Below are 20,811 nucleotides of genomic sequence, written 5' to 3' on the forward strand. Positions count from 1 at the left end.
AACTTTCCTTGCTGTGTGGGGTGTTGGGGGTGGTGGGTCCGGGCGGCCGGTCTACGAGGGGGCGTGACCGGAGTACTCGCGGCTGATCGCCTCCGCGGTGCGGCGGACGAGCGGGAGCAGCGTGAGGAGTTCCTCGGCGGTGACGACCACGCTGGGCGCCGACACCGACATCGCGGCCACGACGCGGCCGTCCGCGCCCCGGATGGGGGCGCCGATGCAGTTGATGGACTCCTCGTGGCCACCGAGGTCGGTGGCCCAGCCCTGTTCGCGTACGGTCTCCAGTTCCTTGAGGAACGCGGCCGCGTCGGGGGTCGAACGGGGCGTGTACCGGGGGTAGTCGAGCTTCTCGGCGACGGCGCGCCGCTCCGGCTCGGACAGGTCGGCGAGCAGCAGCTTGGCGACCGCGGCCACCGTGATGGCCACGGGCTTTCCGATCCGGGAGTACATCCGCACCGGGTAGCGGCTCTCGACCTTGTCGATGTAGAGGACCTCGTTCTCCTCGTACACCGCGAGGTGGACCGTGTGCCCGATCTTCGCGTTGAGCTCGACGAGATGCGGATGCGCGATCTCGCGCACGTCGAGGTTCTCGACGGCTTCCTGGGCGAGCGCGAAGAGGCGGGCGCCCAGGCGGTAGCGCTGGTCGGACTGGCGGTAGACCAGGCCGTGCTCGTGCAGCGTGCGGAGCAGGCGCAGCGCGGTGGACTTGTGCACGTCCAGGCGCTCGGCGACCTGCCCGAGGTCGGCGGGCCCTTCGGCGAGCAGCGGAAGGATGCTCAGCGCGCGGTCGACGGTCTGGCTCATTTCGTGACTACCTCCCCATTCACCCCGGACATGGTCCAGCCGGGGCCGAGGCGCAGTGTGCCCCACTCCGCGTCGGGGAGTGCGGCAAGGCGGTCGGCTTGGGCGCGGCCGGGGGGCTCGGCCATGTCGCCGGGGACGGTGAGGGCGGCGGCGGCCCAGAGGTGGCCGTGCCTCAGGCGCTGCGCGGCGGGCAGTCCGCGCAGGGTGGCGGAGAGGAAGCCGGCGGCGAAGGCGTCGCCGGCGCCGACGGCTGCGACGACCTCGACGGCGGGGGCGGGCTCGTGCACACCGTCCGGGGCGTCCTCGCCCCGGACGGCGGCGCCCAGCGCCCCCTGCTTGACGACGAGCGTGGCCGGCTCCGGCAGCGTGGCGCGGATCGCGGCCGGTCCGCCCGTCAGGCCCCAGGCCTCCTCGGCCTCGTCCTCGCCCACGAACACGAGGTCCGCGCCGCGCGCCAGCTCCAGCAGTACGCGCGCGTCCGCCGGCGAACTCCACAGCCCCGGACGGTAGTTGACGTCGAACGAGACCAGCGGGCGGCCGGGGCGCGGCGCGGTCAGCTCACGCAGCAGCCCGAGGCAGTCCGCGGACAGCGCGGCGGTGATGCCCGACAGGTGCACGATACGCGCGGAGCGCAGAGCGTCGAGGTCCATGTTCGCGACGGACATCGCCGAGGCGGCGCTCCCGGCGCGGTAGTACGCGACCTCGTGCGCGTCGGTGGCCCGGTCCCCTGCCGTACGGAAATAGATCCCGGTCGGGCGCCCGGCGTCCGCGCGCACCGCGGAGGTGTCCACGCCGCAGGCGGCGATCTCGCGCGTGAGGTACTCGCCGAAGCCGTCCGCGCCGACCCGGCCGACCCAGCGCGCGGAGTGCCCGGCGCGCGCGAGCGTGCAGGCCACGTTGGACTCGGCGCCTCCGATCCCGCGATCGAACGAGGGCACGTCGGCGAGGCGCCCGGGCCCCGTCGGCCGGAACGTGACCATGGACTCGCCGAGGCAGGCGACGTCGAAGCGCGGGGCTCCGGCGGCGGCTTCGGGGTCGGACACGTTCGGGTGGGGCACGTCGGCTCCTTCTGCGGGTGCTGCTGCGGGGGCGGTCGTAGGGGGCGTTGACCCGGTGTTGGCACGGATGTTAGACAGAGGTAAGCGCACTACGCAATGACCGTTGCAGAGAATGCAACGGGCTAGGAGGAGGGTTCCATGGCAGCCGACAAGGTGGTCGGAGAAGCGGTCGGAACGGACGCCGGAGCGAGCGCGGGGACCCCGGCCGGGCAGCACACGGTCGCGTCCCTGGCCGAGGAGCGGATCGACTTCCGCTTCAAGGGGCTGCCGCCGAACGCCGAGGGCCTGACCGTCGGCGAACTGGCCGCCGAGCGCCGCAACCTCTTCACCGGCGGCTTCACCACCCCGGTCCTCGCCCTCTCCGCCGAGCGCCTGGAGCACAACCTGCGCCTGATGGAGTCGTACTCCGAGCGCCACGGACTCGCCTTCGCGCCGCACGGCAAGACCTCGATGGCCCCGCAGCTGTTCGCGCGCCAGGAGGAGCACGGCGCCTGGGGCATCACGCTCGCCAACCCGCACCAGACCCGCGTCGCGCGCGCCTTCGGGGTGCGGCGGATCTTCGTCGCCAACGAGATCGTGGACCCGGCGGGCCTCGCCTACATCGCGGCCGAGCTCGCGGCCGACCCCTCCTTCCGCTTCATCTGCTACGTGGACTCCGTACGCGGCGTACAGCTGATGCACTCGGCACTCGCCGCGGCCGGCGCGACCCGCCCCGTGGACGTGGTGGTCGAGCTCGGCGCCGGCGAGGGTGCGCGCACCGGCGTGCGCACCGAGGCCGAGTGCACCGAGGTGGCGCTCGCGGTGTCCGCCGCCGACACGCTGCGCCTCGTCGGCGTCGCGGGCTACGAGGGCGAAGTGCCGGACGCCTCCCTGGAGTCCGTGGAGGCGTGGCTGCGCCGGCTCGTCGCCCTGGCCGTCGAGTTCGACAAGTCCGGGTTCTTCTCCGGGCTCGACGAGATCGTGGTCAGCGCCGGCGGCTCGGCCTGGTTCGACGCGGTGGCCACGGTGTTCGCGGAGATCCCGGAGCTGTCGGCGCCGGTCCTGAAGCTGCTGCGCTCGGGGGCGTACGTCTCGCACGACGACGGCCATTACCGGCATCTGACCCCGTTCAACCGGGTGCCGCAGGAGGGTGCGCTCCAGCCGGCGTTCCGGCTGTGGGCCCAGGTGATGTCCCGGCCCACGCCGTCGCAGGCGTTCGCGAACGCGGGCAAGCGGGATGCGGCGTACGACCTCGATCTGCCGTTCGCGCAGGTGGTGCGGTCGGAGGACGGCTCGGTCCGCCCGGCCGAAGGGGTCACGGTGACGGGCCTGTCGGACCAGCACACGTGGCTGCGCACGGAGTCGGAGGGCGCGCTGTCGGTGGGCGACTGGGTCGGGATGGGCCTGTCGCACCCGTGCACGTCGTTCGACAAGTGGCAGCTGATCCCGGTGGTCGAGGCGGACGGCACGGTCGTCGAGTTCATCCGCACGTACTTCTAGCCGCGCCCGGCCAGGGGCGCCTGCGGCGGGCTCTTCTCCCCGCCCCGCCCCTTCCCGAAACCGGGGGCTCTGCCCCCGGGCCCCGCATCCGACCTCCGGCCGGATTGTCCTCAAACGCCGGACGGGCTGAAAGTGAAGGCACCCATGGACCTGGTCATCCGCAACGCCCGCGTCATCGACGGCTCGGGCGAGGACTCGTACACCGCCGACGTCGGCATAACGGACGGGCGGATCGCCGAGATCCGCACCGAGGGCCCGCGCCCCACCGGTGCGAGAACCCTCGACGCCGACGGCCTCGCCCTCGCCCCCGGCTTCATCGACATGCACGCCCACAGCGACCTCGCCCTCCTCCGCGACCCCGACCACAGCGCGAAGGCCGCCCAGGGCGTCACCCTCGAAGTCCTGGGCCAGGACGGCCTCTCGTACGCGCCCGTCGACGACCGCACCCTCGCCGAGGTCCGCAAGGCCATCACCGGCTGGAACGGCGACGGCTCCGACATCGACTTCGACTGGCGGACGGTCGGCGAGTACCTGGACCGCCTCGACCGGCAGGGCATCGCCGTCAACGCGGCGTACCTGATCCCCCAGGGCACCGTCCGGATGTACGCCGTCGGCTGGGAGGACCGCGAGGCCACGCCCCAAGAGATGGACCGGATGCGGCAGTTGGTCGCCGAGGGCATGGAGCAGGGCGCGGTCGGCATGTCCTCCGGGCTCACGTACACGCCCGGCATGTACGCCAAGGACTCCGAACTCGCAGAGCTGTGCAAGGTCGTGGCCCGCTACGACGGCTACTACTGCCCGCACCACCGCAGTTACGGTGCCGGGGCCTTGCAGGCGTACGCGGAGATGGTGAACCTCACCCGCGAGGCCGGCTGCGCGCTCCATCTCGCCCACGCCACCATGAACTTCGGTGTGAACAAGGGCAAGGCGCCCGATCTCCTGAGCCTGCTCGACGGCGCGCTCGACGCCGGCGCCGACATCAGCCTCGACACCTACCCGTACACCCCGGGCTGCACCACGCTCGTCGCGATGCTGCCGAGCTGGGCCAGCGAGGGCGGGCCGGAGGCGATCCTCGCGCGCCTCCAGGACGACGAGACGGCCGAGAAGATCCGCCACCACATGGAGGTCATCGGCGCGGACGGCTGCCACGGCGTGCCGATCGAGTGGGACACCATCGAGATCTCCGGCGTCTCGGACCCCGGGCTCGCCTCCTGCGTGGGCAAGACGATCCAGCAGTCGGCGGACATGCGCGGCGAGGAGCCCTGGGTCACGGCCCGCCGGCTGCTCATCAACGACAAGCTGGGCTCGACGATCCTGCAGCACGTGGGCCACGAGGAGAACGTCCAGCTGATCATGAAGCACCGGGTGCACACCGGCGGTTCGGACGGCATCCTCCAGGGCTTCAAGCCGCATCCGCGCGCGTACGGCACGTTCCCGCAGTATCTCGGCCGCTACTCGCGGGAGTTGGGGATCCTGAGCCTGGAGGAGACGGTCGCGCACCTCACCTCGCGCCCGGCCGCCCGCCTGCGCCTCGCGGACCGCGGTCTGGTCCGCGAGGGCTACCGCGCCGACCTGGTGCTCTTCGACCCGGCCACGGTCGCGGCCGGCTCCACCTTCGAGGCCCCGCGCACCCTGCCCGTCGGCATCCCGCACGTCCTGATCGACGGCAGGTTCGTGATCGAGGACGGCAAGCGGACAGACGTGCTCGCGGGCCGTTCGGTGCGGCGCACCGCCGCGTGACTCCGCGACAGCGGCACAACCTCTAACTCCTTGGACAGGGACCGCAGGCGCTGATTACCCTGCGGTCCATGTCCAGCCCCGAGGCCTCCAGACTCTAGCCACCGGCTCCCCGGTGGCTGCTCGCGTCGATCCGCCCCGCCTCTGCGCGCGGGGTGCCGCCTGCTGCCGGCCTGCCGTTCCACGGTCCTCATTCACCAGCCGTACGCGCCCTTCGCGTACGGCCACCGTGTGCTGCGGAGTTCTGCTGTGCCTCTTTTCCTGTACCTCCTCGGCCTTGCCGTGTTCGCGCAAGGCACCTCCGAGTTCATGCTCGCCGGGCTCGGCCCGGACATCGCGCGGGACCTCGGCGTCCCGCTCTCCGACGCCGGGCTGCTGACCTCGGCCTTCGCGGTCGGGATGGTGATCGGCGCGCCCGCCATGGCGCTGCTCGCCCGCCGCTTCCCGCCCCGCGCGGCCCTGCTCGCCTTCCTGGCCGCCTTCCTCGCGGTCCATGTCGCCGGCGCCCTGACCGGCAGCTTCGCCGTGCTGCTCGCCATGCGCGTCCTGGGCGCCCTGGCGAACGCCGGCTTCCTGGCGGTCGCCCTCGCCACCGCCGTCACGCTCGTCCGCCCGGACCAGAAGGGCCGGGCCACCTCCGTCCTGCTCGGCGGTGTGACCCTGGCCTGCGTGGCCGGGGTTCCGGCGGGGGCGCTGCTCGGCCAGCTCTGGGGCTGGCGCGCGGCGTTCTGGGCGGTGGCGGCGGTCTCGGCCCCGGCCCTCCTCGCCATCCTCCGCTCGGCCCCGGCCGCGAACGCGGCGACCGCCCCGGCGCCCGAGCACACCCCCGACGTCACCACCGAACTGCGCACCCTGCGCCGCCGCTCCCTCCAACTCACCCTGCTCCTGGGCGCGTTGGTGAACGGTGCCACGTTCTGCGCCTTCACCTATCTGGCCCCGGTCATCACCGACGCGGCCCGCCTCGCGGAGTCCTGGGTCCCGGCGCTGCTCGCCCTCTTCGGCCTGGGCTCGTTCCTCGGCGTCACCCTCGCGGGCCGCTTCGGGGACGGACGGCCGCGGACGGTGCTCGCCGGCGGCACGGCCGCCCTGCTCTGCGCCTGGACCGCCTTCGCCCTCACCGCGCACTGGCCGGTGGCGACCACCGTCGCCACCCTCACCCTCGGCACCCTCTCCTTCGCCGTGGGCGCCACGCTGATCTCGCGCATCCTGTACGCGGCGGAGGCCGCCCCCACCCTGGGCGGCGCCTACGCCACCGCCGCGTTCAACGTGGGCGCCGTCATCGGCCCGGCCCTCGGCGGCCTCGCCCTCACGTGGGGGCCGCGCGGACCGCTGTGGGTGAGTGCGGGTCTGGTCGCCGCGGCCCTCGCCGCCACCCCGTGGATGCTCAGGGTGGCAGAGGTCACGTCGGCGGACGAGGCCGCGTACATCCAAGCCCCGTCCACCCCGTGATCCACGATTCCGCACGCGCCCGCCCTCCGTCGCATTGCGATGGAAGGCGGGCGCGTGGGTGCTCGGCGGGTGGGCGGGCCGGGTGGTGGCAAAGACCGCGCGCCGGGACGAAACACGCTCGTAAAGTTGCCGCATGCAGCTCATCCAGTCGACGAAGCTCTCCAACGTCTGTTACGAGATCCGGGGTCCGGTTCTCGAGGAGGCCATGCGGCTGGAGGCGGCAGGGCACCGGATCCTCAAGCTCAACACCGGGAACCCGGCGGCGTTCGGGTTCGAGTGCCCGCCGGAGATCCTGGAGGACGTGCTCCGCAACGTCGGGTCCGCGCACGGCTACGGGGACGCGAAGGGGCTGCTGTCCGCGCGGCGCGCGGTGATGATGCACTACCAGACCCTCGGCGTGGAGACGGACGTCGAGCACGTCTACATCGGCAACGGGGTCTCCGAGCTGATCGTCATGGCCATGCAGGCCCTGCTCGACGACGGCGACGAGGTGCTCGTGCCCGCGCCCGACTATCCGCTGTGGACGGCCGCCGTCTCGCTGTCCGGCGGCACGGCCGTGCACTACCGCTGCGACGAGCAGGCGGACTGGACGCCGGATCTCGCGGACGTGGAGCGGAAGGTCACCGACCGCACCAAGGCGATCGTGATCATCAACCCGAACAACCCCACGGGCGCCGTGTACAGCGACGAGGTCGTGCGCGGGCTCGCGGACATCGCGCGCCGGCACAACCTGCTGGTGTGCAGCGACGAGATCTACGACAAGATCCTGTACGACGGCGCCACGCACACCCCGACCGCCGCGCTCGCCCCGGACCTGCTGACGCTGACCTTCAACGGGATGTCCAAGGCGTACCGCGTGGCCGGTTACCGGACCGGGTGGATGGTCATCTCCGGGCCGCGGGCGCACGCCGCCTCGTACATCGAAGGGCTCACGATCCTCGCGAACATGCGGCTGTGCGCCAACATGCCGGCCCAGCACGGGGTGGTCGCCGCGCTCACGGGGCGGCAGACGATCAACGATCTGGTGCTGCCGGGCGGACGGCTGCTCGAGCAGCGCGACGCGGCGTACGACCTGCTGACGCAGATCCCGGGTGTCACCTGCGTGAAGCCGAAGGGTGCGCTGTATCTGTTCCCGCGGCTCGACCCCAAGGTGTTCAAGATCAAGGACGACCGGCAGATGGTGCTCGACCTGCTGCGGGCCGAGAAGATCATGGTCGTCCAGGGCACGGGCTTCAACTGGCCCGAGCCGGACCACTTCCGGATCGTCACGCTGCCCCAGGCCTCGGACCTGGTGGACGCGGTGACGCGGATCGGGAACTTCCTGGACGGGTACAGCCAGCCGTGAACTTCCTGGACGGGTACAGCCAGCCGTAAGGACGGGTACAGCCAGTCGTAGGGCGGCGTGTGCCGGCGCGGCGGGTCAGACCGCGGCCGGCGTCAGCGCCTCCGCGTGCGCCTCCATGCGCCGCGCCGCCAGGATCGCCGCCGAGGTGTCGGCGCGCGAGGCCGCCACCACCAGGGCGCGGCCCGCGAGCGCGTGGGCCCGCTGGTGCAGCGCCGCCAGGTGCGGCTCGTGGATCGCGGCCGCCACGCCCGTACGCACCGGGGCGCGACCGCCGCGCAGCCGCGTGACCGCCGTGGCCAGCTCGGCCGAGGCCTCGTCGAGGTCGGCGGCGGGCGCGAGTCCCCGCAGCTCGTCCGTCACCGCGAGCAGCGCCGCGAGATGGCCGGCGAGCTGGAGCTCCAGCTCCTCCTCGCGCGTGCGGTGCGGAAAGTCGCCGTCGGAGCCCGTCGCATGGACCGACTTGGCGCGGATCGGCTCGTACATCGCAGGACCTCCAGGGTGGGATGAGTCCATCCTAGCTTAGATTCAGTCTAAAGTTGAGGCGCATCAAGGCGGCCGGGGCGGGCGCACCGGTCCTGTGCGGGTCAGTCCGCCACCAGCACCACCAGCGCGATGAGCGCGACCACCAGCACGAGCACCCACACCAGCTTTCCGCTGTTCAGCGCCGGAGCGGGGACGGGCGCGGGCTGGGGCGCGGGAGGAGGCGGCGGCGCGGGCCGGGCCGGCGGGCGCTGCGGCGCGTTGAAGAGGTCCTGGCCGGTGGCGCCGGCCCGTACGCACCACGGGCAGGCCGTCAGATGGGAGCCGTACGTGTGGCGGGGACGCGCGCCGCACACCTTGACCCGGCCCCGCTCCTCGTCGAGCGCGCGCAGCCAGTCCTCGGCCGTGGGCCGCGCCTTCGGATCGAGCACGCCGGGCCCGAACGCCCGCCGCGCCAGGGTGAGCAGCCCGGGCGGCAGGACGGTGGGGTCGATGATGCCGCGCGGCACGATCACGTCCTGCGGGCGGACGACGTACGAGATGGAGGCCGCGATGTTGTCCTTGACCGTCGAGTCCTCCTGGCTGTCGTGCGGGACCCCGCCGAAGGGATGGTTGCCGACGGCGAGGAGCTGATAGACGAGGACCGAGAGGGCGAAGTCGTCGCTTTCGACCGTCGCCGGGCCGCCTGCCTGGCGCTCCGGGGCCGAGTAGTCGGTGGTGTGCATCAGGCAGGGGAAGGACTCGCGGGTGCGCTTGTCGGTGAAGGCGATGGAGTCGCAGTCGAGGAAGGTGACGAAGCCGTTCGCGTCCACGACCACGTTGCTGGAGGAGAAGTCGCCGACGACCAGGCCCTCGTGGTGCAGCCGGGCCGTCATGAAGGCCAGGTTCCATGCGACGCCGAGCAGGAAGCGCCAGTCGGCCCGGTCCGGGAAGAGCCGCAGCCGCTGCGAGCGCGTGAACAGGCCGACCAGCTGGACGTGTTGGGGCTCGCCGAAGCGGCGCATCGCATAGCCCAGGAAGGCGCCTTCGGGCGAGCGGGCGAGGGCGGTGGGCCAGGCGAGTTCGGGTGCCTGGTTCGAGTCGACCGGCCGGTCGCCGAGCGGGGACATGGCCAGCATGCGGGTGAGCCGGCGCTCCTGCTCGGGTCCCGGGCGCTCGCGGTAGAGCTTCACGACGATGCCCGGGTCGCCCTCGACCGGGTACACGGAGGCCTCGCCGCCGCCTTTCAGGGGGCGCTCGGCGAGGGTGACGGGCCGCCCGTCGAGCAGGACGCGGCGGCCGCCCGCTGCCGCGCTTCTCCCCGCGCTCGTGCCCGTACTCATATCCGTACCGCCCGCAGGAGCGTCTTGTCGTCCGCGTTGACCGCCGAGAGCCGGTCGGAGCGCAGGAGTTCGGCGAGCTCCGCCTCGTCCGCCCCCGGCTCGGCCTCCGGTGCTTCGAGCGGCCCCAACACCGCGGAGAGGAAAGAGGCGTTGGGGGTACGGGAGCGGGTGAGCGCGGCCTGTGTGAGCCCGTCCGTGGAGAGGACCACGGCGTCGATCCCGGGGTCGGCCACGCAGTCCGTGCGCACCCAGCGGCCCGCGTGCCGCGAGGTGAGGAAGACCGTCTCGTTGCTGTACTCGCTGGCCGCGTCGGCCTGCGGCAGCAGATGGAACAGCGCCTCGCCGTCCTGGTCCGCGCCGGCCCGTACGAACACCAGGCCGTCACCGACGCTCAAGTGCCCCAGCCAGTCGGGGGTGATGACGACGACGGTGAGGGTGGTCGCGAAGTCCTCCGCGGGGTCGCCGGTCTCCTTCACCGCCAGCAGGAAGTCGCCGGTGACCTCCTGGTACGCGGAGTGCAGGAGGTCGTGGACGGCGTCCCCCACCTCGACCCGGCGTCCCGCCGCCGCCCGCCCGAAGTGCTCGGTCGCGAGCCGGGCGGCGAGCTGCGCGCCCTCCTGCGAACGGGGCCTGCTACCCGCGCCGTCCGCGACCGCGAGGACGAGCACGGGGCCGGCCGGGCCGCTGTCGCCCGCGCTCCACACCGCGCTGTCCCAGGCGTCCTGGCAGGGGGTGCCGTTCCGCCGGTGCCGGTAGCCCTGCACGCTCACCCCGTGCGTGCGCCAGGTCCCGGACCGCGGACGCCCCCGGCCGCCCTGCGCATGGCCGTCCCGCGCCCGGCCGCCCTGCGTGTGACCGCCCTTCGCCGCCATCGCTCAGGCTTCCCAGGCGGGCCGCTGCGTACGGAACTGGTGGAAGATCTTCTCGAAGGCCTCCTCGCCCTCGCCCTTCTGCTCGGCGGCCGCGCTGGCCGACATCATCTGGAGCAGCTCGCGGAACGGGAAACCCTGCAACTGCGCGTTGAACGTGGGCGCGAAGGCGCTGAGCACGGCCTGCCCGCGCTCGGTGATCCCGCCGACGCCGATCGCGTACAGCCGGAAGCGCCGTGCGCGCTGCTCCTCGGCGAGCACGGGCACGATGCGCTGCCAGGCGGTGGTGTAGTGGCCGGTGCCGTCGGTGGGCAGGCCGTCGGTGACCAGGCAGATCTGCGGGCGGTAGTACTGGAGCCCGAGTTTGCGCAGCTCGGTCTTACGGGCCGCCACGATGTGCATGGCGAGTTCCACGGCCTCGGTCATCAGGGTCACGCCGTTCGCCGCGAGCGTGGGCGGAGTGAAGGCGTGCGCGGGCACGAACGGGCTGAGGTTCATGCCCGGGTACAGCGGCTCGGCACCCCGGTAGGCGGTCACGGACTGGTCCCCGAAGGTGATGACGGCGACCTCGACGCTGTAGCTGAGGTTCACGTCGTCGTGCAGCTCGCGGGTCCACTCGCGCAACGCGTCGTTGAGCGCCTGGATCGGACGACCCTCCATGGAACGGGAGTTGTCGAGACACAGCACGAGCGGCAGCCGCTGGGCGTTGTTGTCCAGCTCGAAGTCGAAGTCCGCGTACTGCGGGACGGCGGTGGGCGGCGGAGGTTCATGCGTCATGGGTGTCTCCTGGCAGGGCGAGCAGATGCGGGGCGGGGATTCCGGTCACCGGGTCGGGGCCGTCGCCGGCCTCGCCGGAGATGTCGCGTACGTCGACGAAGGCGCCGACCGGCGGGGGCGGGGCGGCCGGTCCGCCGATCCAGCGGGCGCGGTACAGACAGCGGTCGATCTCGACGTAGCCCTCGGGGTGCAGGGCCGAGCGGACCACGGCGCGCGGGCGCGGGGGTGCGGCGGGTGCGTCGAACTGCCGTGGCAGCGGCGGGAGTTCACCGGTCTCGGGGTCCACGGCCAGCCTGCCGGGCGGTGATTCGGCGGCGTACGGGTCGGGGGGCGCGGGCCGGTTGCGTACGGGGCGCAGGGTCACCGTCCGCGTGGACTCGCCGCGGGCCGCCTCCTCGCGCGCCTCTCCCTGCGCCTCCTCGCGCACCTCCTCCGGCGCCTCGTGCTGTGCCTCGTGCTGTGCCTCCCGCCGCGCCTCCCTCTGTGCCTCCCTCTGCGCCTCCGCCTGGGCCGCGTCCCTGTTCACGGACTTGTCGCGCGGTGTCCCGGCGCGGTGGCGCGGTCCTGTCCTGCGTCCGCGGGCGGGCGGTACGGCGGCCGGTGCGCCGCCCGCGCGGGCCGGGGCGGTGCTGCCCGTCGCCTGCGCGGGGGCGCGTACGGCCTTCAGGATCAGCACCGTCAGGGCGAGCAGGGCGGTGCAGGCGGCGAGCAGGATCCACAGCGCGGTGCCGCTCTCTTCGCCTTCCGTGTCCAGCGGGTCCGCGAGCCCGTCGCGCACCAGGTCCGCGCCCGACTGCTCGCGCGCGAGGGCCGTGCACAGCGACCGCTCCGGCTTGCCCGTGCACAGCCCCGCCTCCCGTACGGCCGCGAGGGTGGCCGCGTCCAGCGGGGTGATCCGGCTGTCCGCGGCGACCCGGCGCTCCGCGGCGAGCAGCAGCAGTACGGAGCCGCCGGGGCCGGTCTCCTGCCGGGCCGGCACCTCTACGGTGAGCCCGTCCCCCAGTTGCTCGCGGTGCCCGGACAGCTCCGACGGCGTCAAGGAACGCCCCAGTTGGACCGGCCGTTCCACCGTCAGCAGGTCCGCGTCCGGCGCCCGCGCGGCCTGCCGCGCCAGGCAGGGGAGCCGCAGGGAGAGGGCACCCGGGCAGTCGAGGTCGTCGGCGGAGGCGGGCCGAACCCCGGCCGACAGCCCCAGGACCAGGGCGCATCCGAGCGCCGCACCGAGGAGCCTGCCGCGCCCTGCTCCGAGCAGCCGTCCGCGCCCCGCGCCAAGGAGTCTTCCGTGCCCCACCGCACACCCCCGCTCCGGTCGACCGACCTCACGAACCCGCGGTCCCACGCATCCGCGAACCCGCCTCAGCTCACCCGCACTTCGGCGGGCCACCGCACCCTCACGCCCACCGCGCTCTCAGACTCACCGCACCCTCACTCCCACCGGCCCCGCACACCCACCGCACCCTCACAACCGGAACACCTGATGGCACCGGGTGAACATCTGCCGCGCCTGGTCCGCCCAGTCGTCCGCCATCGCCGCGAAGTCCGCGGGGGTCATCCGGCAGCCGAGCGGCAGCTGGCAGACCCCGGCGATGCAGGGCTCCGGGCCGCGTACGTCCCAGACGGAGAGCATGGGGAAGAGCTGCTCGGTGTTCCACGCGTTGGCCGCCGCCGCGGCCACCGCCAGCTGGTCGCCGCGCAGCCGGCGCCCGTCCGTCATGAACGCCACGAGCAGCCGCCGCGTCGTGGTGAAGCGCAGGGTCAGCGTGCGGCCCGAACCCGTCAGGTCGAGGTCGAGGCTGAGGGCCTGCTCGTCGCCCTCGACCGGGACGCCCGCCTTCTCGGCCCAGAGCCGGACGAGCTTGCGCCAGTACGTGGCGATGTCGAACTCGCGGTCGAACTCCCGGCCGGATTCGGCGCGTACGCGCGGCTCACCTGTCACGGGCCACCGCCCCCGCGACCATCGCGTCGGTCAGTCCGGCGTCCAGGAGTGCCTGGGCGTGCAGTTGCAGACAGGACGGCACGGAGGCCGCGGGGGCCTGCGGGTCCTGGGCCTGCCGGCTGTCGAGGTCGCGCTCGCGCGCCCGGATGGCGGCGGCCACCGAGGGGGGCGGCCAGGGCGGTGCGTCGTCGTCGGGCGCGAGGAGTTCGAGGAGCGGGCCGAGGGCGGGGCGTACGGACTGGTCCTTGGCCAGGCAGGGCACGAGGAGGCGGCGCAACTCCTCGGGCACCCCGTCGAGATCGGGCGGCTCGCCCTGCACCCGCAGCGCGACGTGCTCCCCCGCACCGAACGGGGAACGCCCCGTGGCGGCGAAGGCCAGCACCCCGCCGAGCGCGAACACGTCGGTGGGCGGCCCCACCGCACCGCCCGTGAGCTGCTCCGGGGACATGAAGGGCGGTGTGCCCATGACGATGCCGGCCTGCGTGATGCTGCTGGATCCGGCGAGCCGGGAGATCCCGAAGTCGATGACGCGCGGGCCGTCGGCGGCGAGCAGCACGTTGGACGGCTTGAGGTCGCGGTGCACGATGCCCGCGGCGTGGATGGCCATGAGGGCCTCGGCAAGGCCCGCGCCGAGGCGCCGCAGGTACGGCTCGGTCAATGGACCGCCGGAGCGCACGGCCTCACTCAGGGAGGGTCCGGGTACGTACATCGTGGCCAGCCACGGCAGGTCGGCGTCGGGATCGGCGTCGACGACGGCCGCGGTGAAGGCACCGCTCACCGCGCTCGCGGCCGCCACCTCGCGCGCGAAGCGCAGCCGGAAGTCGTGGTCGGCGACGAGCTCGGGCCGCACGACCTTGACCGCGACGGGCCGCCCGGCGCGGGAGCGGGCGAGATAGACCCAGCCCATGCCGCCGGAACCGAGCCGGCCGACGATGCGGTAGCCACCAACCCGCAGCGGGTCACTGACCGGTGTCCTCATGGACCGAGTGTGCCCGCTTTCTCCGGTTGGTGAAGGCCACGCGCAGAGATTCCATGGAGAATGCGCTCACCAACTGCCTTGTGTGCTAGGTGAGTTGGGGACGGAGGGGCGAAGGTGCGCTGTGGGACGACGAGAAAGCCCCCGGCCCCTGCCACCGCCTCCCACAGCCGCCCGAGGCCGCGCCCAGCCGATCGAGGCACCTGCCGGGGTACCGGGTGGCACGACGCGCCACGAAGCCCGCGGTGCGCCGCGCCCCGGACACGCCCCCTTGCCGCCACCGCCCACAACAAGCCCGCCTGCCGGGGGTATCGGGGGGGGGAGCCCCCGCGATGCGCCGCATGCGGGGCGGCCCGTTGCCGTACGGTCACGGCACGTCCCGCGGCCGTACGGTCACGCCCCCGCCGCCGCCCGGCCACAGCACCCCCGAAACGGGCCCGCCCCGGCCGTACGGCCGGGGCGGGCCCGTCAAAACGCTGCTCAGCCGAGGCGCTTCACCAGGGCTCGGTACTCGTCCCACAGCTCCTTGGGGGTGTGGTCGCCGAAGGTGTTGAGGTGGTCGGGGACCAGGGCGGCCTCCTCGCGCCAGACCTCCTTGTCGACCGTGAGGAGGAAGTCCAGGTCCTCGTCCTCGAGTTCGAGGCCGGCCGTGTCCAGGGAGTCCTTCGTCGGCAGGATGCCGATGGGGGTCTCCACGCCCTCCGCGCGGCCGTCGAGGCGGTCCACGATCCACTTCAGGACGCGGGAGTTCTCGCCGAAGCCCGGCCACACGAACTTGCCGTCGGCGTTCTTGCGGAACCAGTTCACGTAGTAGATCTTCGGCAGCTTGGACTGGTCCTTGTCGGCGCCGACCTTGACCCAGTGATTCATGTAGTCGCCCATGTTGTAGCCGCAGAACGGCAGCATGGCGAAGGGGTCGCGGCGCAGCTCGCCGACCTTGCCCTCGGCCGCGGCGGTCTTCTCGGAGGCGACGTTCGCGCCGAGGAACACGCCGTGGTTCCAGTCGAAGGACTCGGTGACCAGCGGGACCGCGGAGGCGCGGCGGCCGCCGAAGAGGATCGCCGAGATCGGCACGCCGCGGGGGTCCTCCCACTCCGGCGCGATGATCGGGCACTGCGAGGCCGGCACGGTGAAGCGGGCGTTCGGGTGGGCCGCCGGGGTCTCGGAGGCCGGCGTCCAGTCGTTGCCCTTCCAGTCGGTGAGGTGCGCCGGAGTCTCCTCCGTCATGCCCTCCCACCAGATGTCGTTGTCGTCCGTCAGCGCGACGTTCGTGAAGACCGAGTTGCCCCACAGCGTCTTCATCGCGTTGGCGTTGGTGTGCTCACCGGTGCCGGGCGCGACACCGAAGAAGCCGGCCTCGGGGTTGATCGCGTACAGGCGGCCGTCCTCGCCGAAGCGCATCCAGGCGATGTCGTCGCCGATGGTCTCGACCGTCCAGCCGGAGATCGTGGGCTCCAGCATCGCGAGGTTCGTCTTGCCGCACGCGGACGGGAAGGCGGCGGCCACGTACTTCGACTCACCCTGCGGCGGCGTGAGCTTGAGGATCAACATGTGCTCGGCCAGCCAGCCCTCGTCGCGCGCCATGACGGACGCGATGCGCAGCGCGTAGCACTTCTTGCCGAGCAGGGCGTTGCCGCCGTAGCCGGAGCCGTACGACCAGATCTCGCGGGTCTCCGGGAAGTGCGAGATGTACTTCGTGGTGTTGCACGGCCACGGCACGTCCGCCTCGCCCTCCTGGAGCGGGGCGCCGAGGGTGTGCACGGCCTTGACGAAGAAGCCGTCGGAGCCGAGCTCGTCCAGGACCGCCTGGCCCATCCGGGTCATCGTGCGCATCGAGACGGCCACGTACGCCGAGTCGGTGATCTCGACGCCGATCGCGGACAGCGGCGAGCCGAGCGGCCCCATGCAGAACGGGACGACGTACATCGTGCGCCCGCGCATGGAGCCGCGGAAGATGCCGCCCTGGTCGTCCTTGCCCTGGAAGATCTCCCGCATCTCGGCGGGGGCCTTCCAGTGGTTGGTCGGACCCGCGTCCTCCTCGTCCTCGGAGCAGATGAACGTACGGTCCTCGACGCGCGCGACGTCGGTCGGGTCGGAGGCCGCGTAGTAGGAGTTCGGGCGCTTGATCGGGTCGAGCTTCTTGAACGTGCCCTTCGCGACGAGCTCTTCCGCGAGGCGCTCGTACTCGGCCTCGGATCCGTCGCACCAGACCACCCGGTCCGGCTGGGTGAGGGCTGCGATCTCGTCCACCCAGGCGACGAGCTCTCGGTGGTTGGTGGGGGCAGTGGTGGAAGCCGCGTTGTCGCGCGCCACGATCGCTCCTAAATGAGGGTTTTGTAGTTGGTTGGCCCCTTGGGGGCTGCGACCCGGATACCGCGCCCGAGCAAGAATGCCGCTCATCCGGTGCCGACCTCACTCATTTGATCATCGGGGCGATTCGCCCATCTGTCCAGAGGGCCTCACACGTGAGCATGCGCACACCGGACAATTAACTTACGGGCCCGTAGGTAGCATTGCCCCCATGACCTCTCCCGCTCACGAGGCCACCGCACCCCCCGCGAACGGGGGCCCTGCAGGCCAGCAGTCTCCGACGGAGATCGACCTGCCGCACTTCGTGAAGCCCAAACTGAGGGGCTGGCTCCATGCGGGCATGTTCCCCGCGGTCCTGATCGCCGGCGTCTTCCTCATCGCCTTCACCGACTCGACCCGGGCGCGCGTCGCCACGGCCGTCTTCGTCCTGACGGCCTGCCTGCTCTTCGGTGTGAGCGCGCTGTACCACCGGGGCACCTGGGGCCCGCGCGGCGAGGCCGTCCTGCGCAGGCTCGACCACGCGAACATCTTCCTGATCATCGCGGGCACCTATACACCCCTGTCCCTGCTCCTGCTGCCGGGCTCCACCGCCCGGCCGCTGCTCTGGGCGATCTGGGCGGCGGCGGTCGCGGGCATCGCGTTCCGCGTCTTCTGGGTCGGCGCCCCGCGCTGGCTCTACACCCCGTGCTACATCGCGATGGGCTGGGCGGCCGTCTTCTTCCTGCCGGACTTCCTGCGTACGGGCGGCATCGCCGTCCTGGTGTGCGTGGTCGCCGGCGGCCTGCTCTACACCGCCGGCGGCGTGATCTACGGGCTCAAGAAGCCGAACCCGTCACCGCGCTGGTTCGGCTTCCACGAGGTGTTCCACTCCTTCACGCTGGCGGCGTTCGTCGTGCATTACGTGGGCATCTCGCTGGTGGCGTACCAGCACGCCTGACCCCTCTTCTCGACCTCCCAGTGGCCGCGGCTTCGACGCCGCGGCCACTGTGCGTTTCCGCGCCCGAAAAAACTTGACAGTGACTCTCACTTGAGAGCTACTCTCAATTTCATGACCGGGATTTCGCGTACGACTGGGACCGACGGACACGTCGAGCTGAACCCCCGCCGCTGGTGGGCCCTCGGGGCCATGGTCGCGAGCATGCTGGTGCTCGGCTTCGACATGACGATCCTCAACGTGGCGCTGCCGACGATGGCGGAGCAGCTCGGCGCCTCCACCGGCGAACAGCAGTGGATGGCGGACGCGTACATCGTGGTGTTCGCCGCCCTGATGCTCCCTGCGGGTCTGCTCGGCGACCGGTTCGGGCGGCGGGCCATGCTGATCACCGGGCTCGGGATCTTCCTCGCGGGCTCGGTGGTCGGGACCCTGGCGACGGATGTCGGGCCGGTGATCGGGGCGCGGGCCGTGATGGGGATCGGCGCGGCGTTTGTGATGCCGCTCGCCCTCGCCGTACTGCCCTCGCTGTTCCCTGAGGAGGAGCGCGGCAAGGCGGTGGCCCTCGTCACCGCGGCCTCCGCGCTCGGCATGCCGCTCGGGCCGATCATCGGCGGCTGGCTGCTCGACCACTTCTGGTGGGGCTCGGTGTTCCTCATCAATGTGCCGATGGTGGCGATCGGAGTGCTCGCCTGCGCCTTCCTGCTGCCCGAGACCCGCGACCCCTCCTCGCCCTCCGTCGACGCCGTCTCGACCGTCCTGACCGTGGCCGGGCTCGGCGCGCTCACGTACGGAATCATCGAGGCGCCTGTACGCGGCTGGGGCGACCCGCTCGTGGTGGGCGGTCTCGTCCTGAGCGTGCTGCTGCTGGCCGGACTGGTGGCGCGCGAGCGCCGGGCGGCGCGGCCCATGCTCGATCTGCGGCTGCTCGCCCACCGGCCGTTCCTGCTCAACACCCTGGTGGCGACGCTGGTGATGTTCGTCCTGTCGGGGCTGCTCTTCCTGCTGCCGCCGTATCTCCAGGCCGTGCTCGGACACGACGCCTTCGGCACCGGGCTGCGGCTGCTTCCGCTGATCGGCGGGCTCGTGGTGGCGGCGAAGGCCAGCCAGCCGCTGGTCGAGCGGTTCGGGGCACGGGCCGTGATCTGCGCGGGACTTGTGGTGCTCGCCTTCGCCGCGCTGCTCGGCACGCGTACGACGGCCGACAGCGGCTACGGGTTCACCGCGCTGTGGCTGACCATCGCGGGCGCCGGCTTCGGCTTCGCGATGATGCCGGCCATGACGGCGGCGATCGGCGCGCTGCCGCGGGACCGCGCGGGCAGCGGCTCGGGGCTGCTCATGACCGTACGGCAGGTGGGCGGGGCGATCGGGATCGCGCTGCTCGGCTCGCTGCTCGCCTCGGTGTTCGCGGACCGGCTGGACACCGGGCGGCTGCCGGCGGAGCTGGCGGACCGCGCCGGGGAATCGGTGGTGGCCGCGAAGGTGATCGCGCAACGCCTGGGCGACCCGGCGCTCGCCGCCTCCGCGGACGCGGGCTATGTGCACGGCATGGTGGTCGTGCTGCTGGTCTGCGCGGGTGCGGCGCTGGTCACGGCGGCGCTTGCGGCGTGGCTGCTGCCGCGGCGGGCCGCGGACGCGGGCGTCGCCTCGCCGGTGGTGCATGCCTGACAATGCGGGTATGGCCGCCCGCACAAAGTCCCCTGCTCCGTCCCCCGGTTCGTCCTCCGGTCCGTCCGCTTCAGGCCCCTCGGCGGACGGCTCCCCGGACACGACCGCCGAGGGGTATCTGGCCCAGTTCCTCGGCGCGCAGACGGTCCGGCTCGGACTGCGCGAGCGCAAGAAGCAGGCCACGCGGAACGCGATCCGCAGGGCCACGTTCACGCTGATCGAGGAGCAGGGGTACGACGCGACCACCATTGAGCAGATCGCCGCGGCCGCGGAGGTCTCGCCGTCCACGGTCTTCCGGTACTTCGCGACCAAGGAGGACATCGTCCTCACCGACGAGTACGACCCGGTGATGCTCGCGGTGCTGCGGGAGCGGCCGGAGGGTGAACCGCCGCTCGCCTCGCTGCGGTTCCTGCTCACCGAGGCGGTCAAGGCGGTGTCCGCGCACGAGCCCGAGGAGCTGCGGCAGCGCAGCCGTCTGATCGTCGAAGTCCCCGCCGTACGGGCCCGGATGACCGAGACGATGGCACAGACCTCACAGGCCCTGAGCGTCGTCCTCGCCGAACGCACCGGCCGCGCACCCGACGACCTCGAGGTACGCATGTTCACGGCGGCGGTGCTCGGAGCGCTGCGCGAGGCGATGATCTATTGGGGCGAGCGGGGCTTCGAGGAGGACCTGCTGGCGGTGGTGGGGCGGACCTTCGACTTGTTCGAGCGCGGGCTCACGCTCTGAGCTCCGGCTGCCGAGCGCGGCTCCGCTCGCTGAGCGTCGTGCACCACGCAAGGCATCGCTCGCTGAACGCGGGGCGCCACACACAACTTCGCACCCTGAACTCCCGCCGTCCGCGCGGGAAAACCGCAGGCCAGCCGCGGGGGTCCGGTGGCATCCTGGCCCGGTGAACGGACCTGAGATCACCGTCGACTTCGCGCCCGCGCTCGCGCTCTTCCTGCCGCACGAGCGCCGCGGCGCCCCCAGCAGGCTGCGCACGGACGGCTCGTCGACGCTCGGCCACGCGGTCGAGTCGCTCGGCGTGCCGCTCACCGAGGTGGGGCGGCTGCTCGTGGACGGGCGCGAGGTGGGGACCGGGCACATCCCGGCCGAGGGCGAGCAGGTGACCGTCACGGCCGTGGCACGTCCCCAGGTCGTGCCCGGTGCACCGCTGCGGTTTCTGCTCGACGTCCACCTCGGAACGCTCGCCCGTCGTCTGCGCCTGCTCGGCGTGGACGCGGCCTACGAGTCCACCGACATCGGCGACCCGGCGCTCGCCGCACAGTCCGCGCGGGAGCAGCGCGTCCTGCTCAGCCGCGACCGGGGGCTGCTGCGGCGGCGTGAGCTGTGGGCGGGTGCGTACATGTACAGCGACCGCCCCGACGACCAACTCCGTGACGTACTCGACCGGTTCGAGCCCGAGCTCGCCCCCTGGACCCGCTGCACCGCCTGCAACGGCCGCCTCACCCCGGCGACGAAGGCCGAGGTCGCCCATCTGATCGAGGCCGGCACCCGACGTACGCACGACGTGTTCGCCCAGTGCGGCGCGTGCGGCCGGGTGTACTGGCGCGGCGCTCACCACGACAAGCTGGAGGCGATCGTGGCGGAGGCACAGGCTCAGGCGGGGCAGGGGCCAGGCAGCACCGCCCGTTGACTCGGTGCGCGCCGCGGGCCGACCACGGACCGA

Annotated in this window: 18 protein-coding genes; 8 read left to right on the top strand and 10 right to left on the bottom strand. The window is 72.5% G+C overall.

Annotated elements, in window-relative coordinates:
* Positions 1–51: 51 nt before the first annotated feature.
* Positions 52–801 carry an IclR family transcriptional regulator gene (locus BLT97_RS18845; RefSeq protein ID WP_093611718.1) on the bottom strand — a complete coding sequence of 250 codons (750 nt, stop codon included), beginning with the start codon at positions 799–801 and terminating at the stop codon, positions 52–54.
* Entirely contained in the window at positions 798–1,859 is a 1,062-nt protein-coding gene (locus BLT97_RS18850; RefSeq protein WP_281251136.1) for a sugar kinase, read from the bottom strand. Before BLT97_RS18850 ends, BLT97_RS18845 begins: the two co-directional genes overlap by 4 nt.
* A gap of 138 nt (positions 1,860–1,997) precedes the next feature.
* On the opposite strand from BLT97_RS18850, the gene BLT97_RS18855 reads away from it, so the two are divergent.
* The 4 genes from BLT97_RS18855 (at position 1,998) to BLT97_RS18870 (ending at position 7,869) form a co-directional block, all read left to right on the top strand.
* Positions 1,998–3,338, top strand: a complete 1,341-nt coding sequence (locus BLT97_RS18855) for an amino acid deaminase (protein ID WP_093611720.1) — start codon at positions 1,998–2,000, stop codon at positions 3,336–3,338.
* Positions 3,339–3,482: 144 nt separating this feature from the next.
* Positions 3,483–5,078: an N-acyl-D-amino-acid deacylase family protein gene (locus BLT97_RS18860; RefSeq protein WP_093611722.1), complete on the top strand. Its 1,596-nt coding sequence runs from the start codon at positions 3,483–3,485 to the stop codon at positions 5,076–5,078.
* Positions 5,079–5,324: 246 nt separating this feature from the next.
* Positions 5,325–6,524, top strand: coding sequence for a Cmx/CmrA family chloramphenicol efflux MFS transporter (locus BLT97_RS18865; protein ID WP_093611724.1), 1,200 nt, complete (start codon positions 5,325–5,327; stop codon positions 6,522–6,524).
* Between the two features lie 133 nt (positions 6,525–6,657).
* On the top strand, positions 6,658–7,869 hold the full coding sequence (locus tag BLT97_RS18870; RefSeq protein WP_093611726.1) for a pyridoxal phosphate-dependent aminotransferase: 1,212 nt from the start codon (positions 6,658–6,660) through the stop codon (positions 7,867–7,869).
* Positions 7,870–7,944: 75 nt separating this feature from the next.
* Here the strand turns inward: BLT97_RS18870 and BLT97_RS18875 are convergent, their stop codons facing one another.
* From BLT97_RS18875 to BLT97_RS18910, 8 genes are all read right to left on the bottom strand, one after another.
* Entirely contained in the window at positions 7,945–8,352 is a 408-nt protein-coding gene (locus tag BLT97_RS18875) for an SCO4983 family protein (protein WP_093611728.1), read from the bottom strand.
* Positions 8,353–8,453: 101 nt separating this feature from the next.
* Positions 8,454–9,671 (bottom strand): protein kinase, encoded by a 1,218-nt coding sequence (locus BLT97_RS18880; RefSeq protein ID WP_093611730.1) that lies wholly within the window; start codon positions 9,669–9,671, stop codon positions 8,454–8,456.
* Positions 9,668–10,543: a PP2C family serine/threonine-protein phosphatase gene (locus BLT97_RS18885; protein WP_093611732.1), complete on the bottom strand. Its 876-nt coding sequence runs from the start codon at positions 10,541–10,543 to the stop codon at positions 9,668–9,670. Before BLT97_RS18885 ends, BLT97_RS18880 begins: the two co-directional genes overlap by 4 nt.
* Positions 10,544–10,546: 3 nt before the next feature.
* Complete coding sequence (locus BLT97_RS18890) at positions 10,547–11,317, bottom strand: vWA domain-containing protein (RefSeq protein ID WP_093611734.1); 771 nt, start codon at positions 11,315–11,317, stop codon at positions 10,547–10,549.
* On the bottom strand, positions 11,307–12,608 hold the full coding sequence (locus tag BLT97_RS38910; protein WP_093611736.1) for a hypothetical protein: 1,302 nt from the start codon (positions 12,606–12,608) through the stop codon (positions 11,307–11,309). Before BLT97_RS38910 ends, BLT97_RS18890 begins: the two co-directional genes overlap by 11 nt.
* Before the next feature lie 168 nt (positions 12,609–12,776).
* Entirely contained in the window at positions 12,777–13,253 is a 477-nt protein-coding gene (locus BLT97_RS18900) for a hypothetical protein (RefSeq protein ID WP_093611738.1), read from the bottom strand.
* Entirely contained in the window at positions 13,243–14,232 is a 990-nt protein-coding gene (locus BLT97_RS18905; protein WP_093611740.1) for a serine/threonine-protein kinase, read from the bottom strand. Before BLT97_RS18905 ends, BLT97_RS18900 begins: the two co-directional genes overlap by 11 nt.
* 477 nt (positions 14,233–14,709) lie before the next feature.
* Entirely contained in the window at positions 14,710–16,542 is a 1,833-nt protein-coding gene (locus BLT97_RS18910) for a phosphoenolpyruvate carboxykinase (GTP) (RefSeq protein ID WP_093611742.1), read from the bottom strand.
* Positions 16,543–16,750: 208 nt separating this feature from the next.
* Between BLT97_RS18910 and trhA the strand changes: the two genes are divergently transcribed.
* From trhA to BLT97_RS18930, 4 genes are all read left to right on the top strand, one after another.
* Positions 16,751–17,476 (top strand): PAQR family membrane homeostasis protein TrhA, encoded by a 726-nt coding sequence (gene trhA, locus BLT97_RS18915; protein ID WP_093611744.1) that lies wholly within the window; start codon positions 16,751–16,753, stop codon positions 17,474–17,476.
* A 111-nt stretch (positions 17,477–17,587) separates the two neighbouring features.
* Positions 17,588–19,138 (top strand): MFS transporter, encoded by a 1,551-nt coding sequence (locus BLT97_RS18920; RefSeq protein ID WP_093611746.1) that lies wholly within the window; start codon positions 17,588–17,590, stop codon positions 19,136–19,138.
* 10 nt (positions 19,139–19,148) lie between these two features.
* Entirely contained in the window at positions 19,149–19,868 is a 720-nt protein-coding gene (locus tag BLT97_RS18925) for an acyl-CoA-like ligand-binding transcription factor (RefSeq protein ID WP_093611748.1), read from the top strand.
* Positions 19,869–20,031: 163 nt separating this feature from the next.
* Positions 20,032–20,778: a Mut7-C RNAse domain-containing protein gene (locus tag BLT97_RS18930; RefSeq protein ID WP_093611750.1), complete on the top strand. Its 747-nt coding sequence runs from the start codon at positions 20,032–20,034 to the stop codon at positions 20,776–20,778.
* Positions 20,779–20,811: the final 33 nt, after the last annotated feature.

Source organism: Streptomyces indicus, assembly GCF_900100315.1.
Lineage (GTDB): Bacteria > Actinomycetota > Actinomycetes > Streptomycetales > Streptomycetaceae > Streptomyces > Streptomyces indicus.

Excerpts from the sequence above, each read along its gene's own strand:
- BLT97_RS18845 (WP_093611718.1), bottom strand. The coding sequence starts at position 801 with ATGAGCCAGACCGTCGACCGCGCGCTGAGCATCCTTCCGCTGCTCGCC.
- BLT97_RS18855 (WP_093611720.1), top strand. The coding sequence starts at position 1,998 with ATGGCAGCCGACAAGGTGGTCGGAGAAGCGGTCGGAACGGACGCCGGA.
- BLT97_RS18860 (WP_093611722.1), top strand. The coding sequence starts at position 3,483 with ATGGACCTGGTCATCCGCAACGCCCGCGTCATCGACGGCTCGGGCGAG.
- BLT97_RS18870 (WP_093611726.1), top strand. The coding sequence starts at position 6,658 with ATGCAGCTCATCCAGTCGACGAAGCTCTCCAACGTCTGTTACGAGATC.
- BLT97_RS18875 (WP_093611728.1), bottom strand. The coding sequence starts at position 8,352 with ATGTACGAGCCGATCCGCGCCAAGTCGGTCCATGCGACGGGCTCCGAC.
- BLT97_RS18880 (WP_093611730.1), bottom strand. The coding sequence starts at position 9,671 with ATGAGTACGGGCACGAGCGCGGGGAGAAGCGCGGCAGCGGGCGGCCGC.
- BLT97_RS18885 (WP_093611732.1), bottom strand. The coding sequence starts at position 10,543 with ATGGCGGCGAAGGGCGGTCACACGCAGGGCGGCCGGGCGCGGGACGGC.
- BLT97_RS18890 (WP_093611734.1), bottom strand. The coding sequence starts at position 11,317 with ATGACGCATGAACCTCCGCCGCCCACCGCCGTCCCGCAGTACGCGGAC.
- BLT97_RS18905 (WP_093611740.1), bottom strand. The coding sequence starts at position 14,232 with ATGAGGACACCGGTCAGTGACCCGCTGCGGGTTGGTGGCTACCGCATC.
- trhA (WP_093611744.1), top strand. The coding sequence starts at position 16,751 with ATGACCTCTCCCGCTCACGAGGCCACCGCACCCCCCGCGAACGGGGGC.
- BLT97_RS18920 (WP_093611746.1), top strand. The coding sequence starts at position 17,588 with ATGACCGGGATTTCGCGTACGACTGGGACCGACGGACACGTCGAGCTG.
- BLT97_RS18925 (WP_093611748.1), top strand. The coding sequence starts at position 19,149 with ATGGCCGCCCGCACAAAGTCCCCTGCTCCGTCCCCCGGTTCGTCCTCC.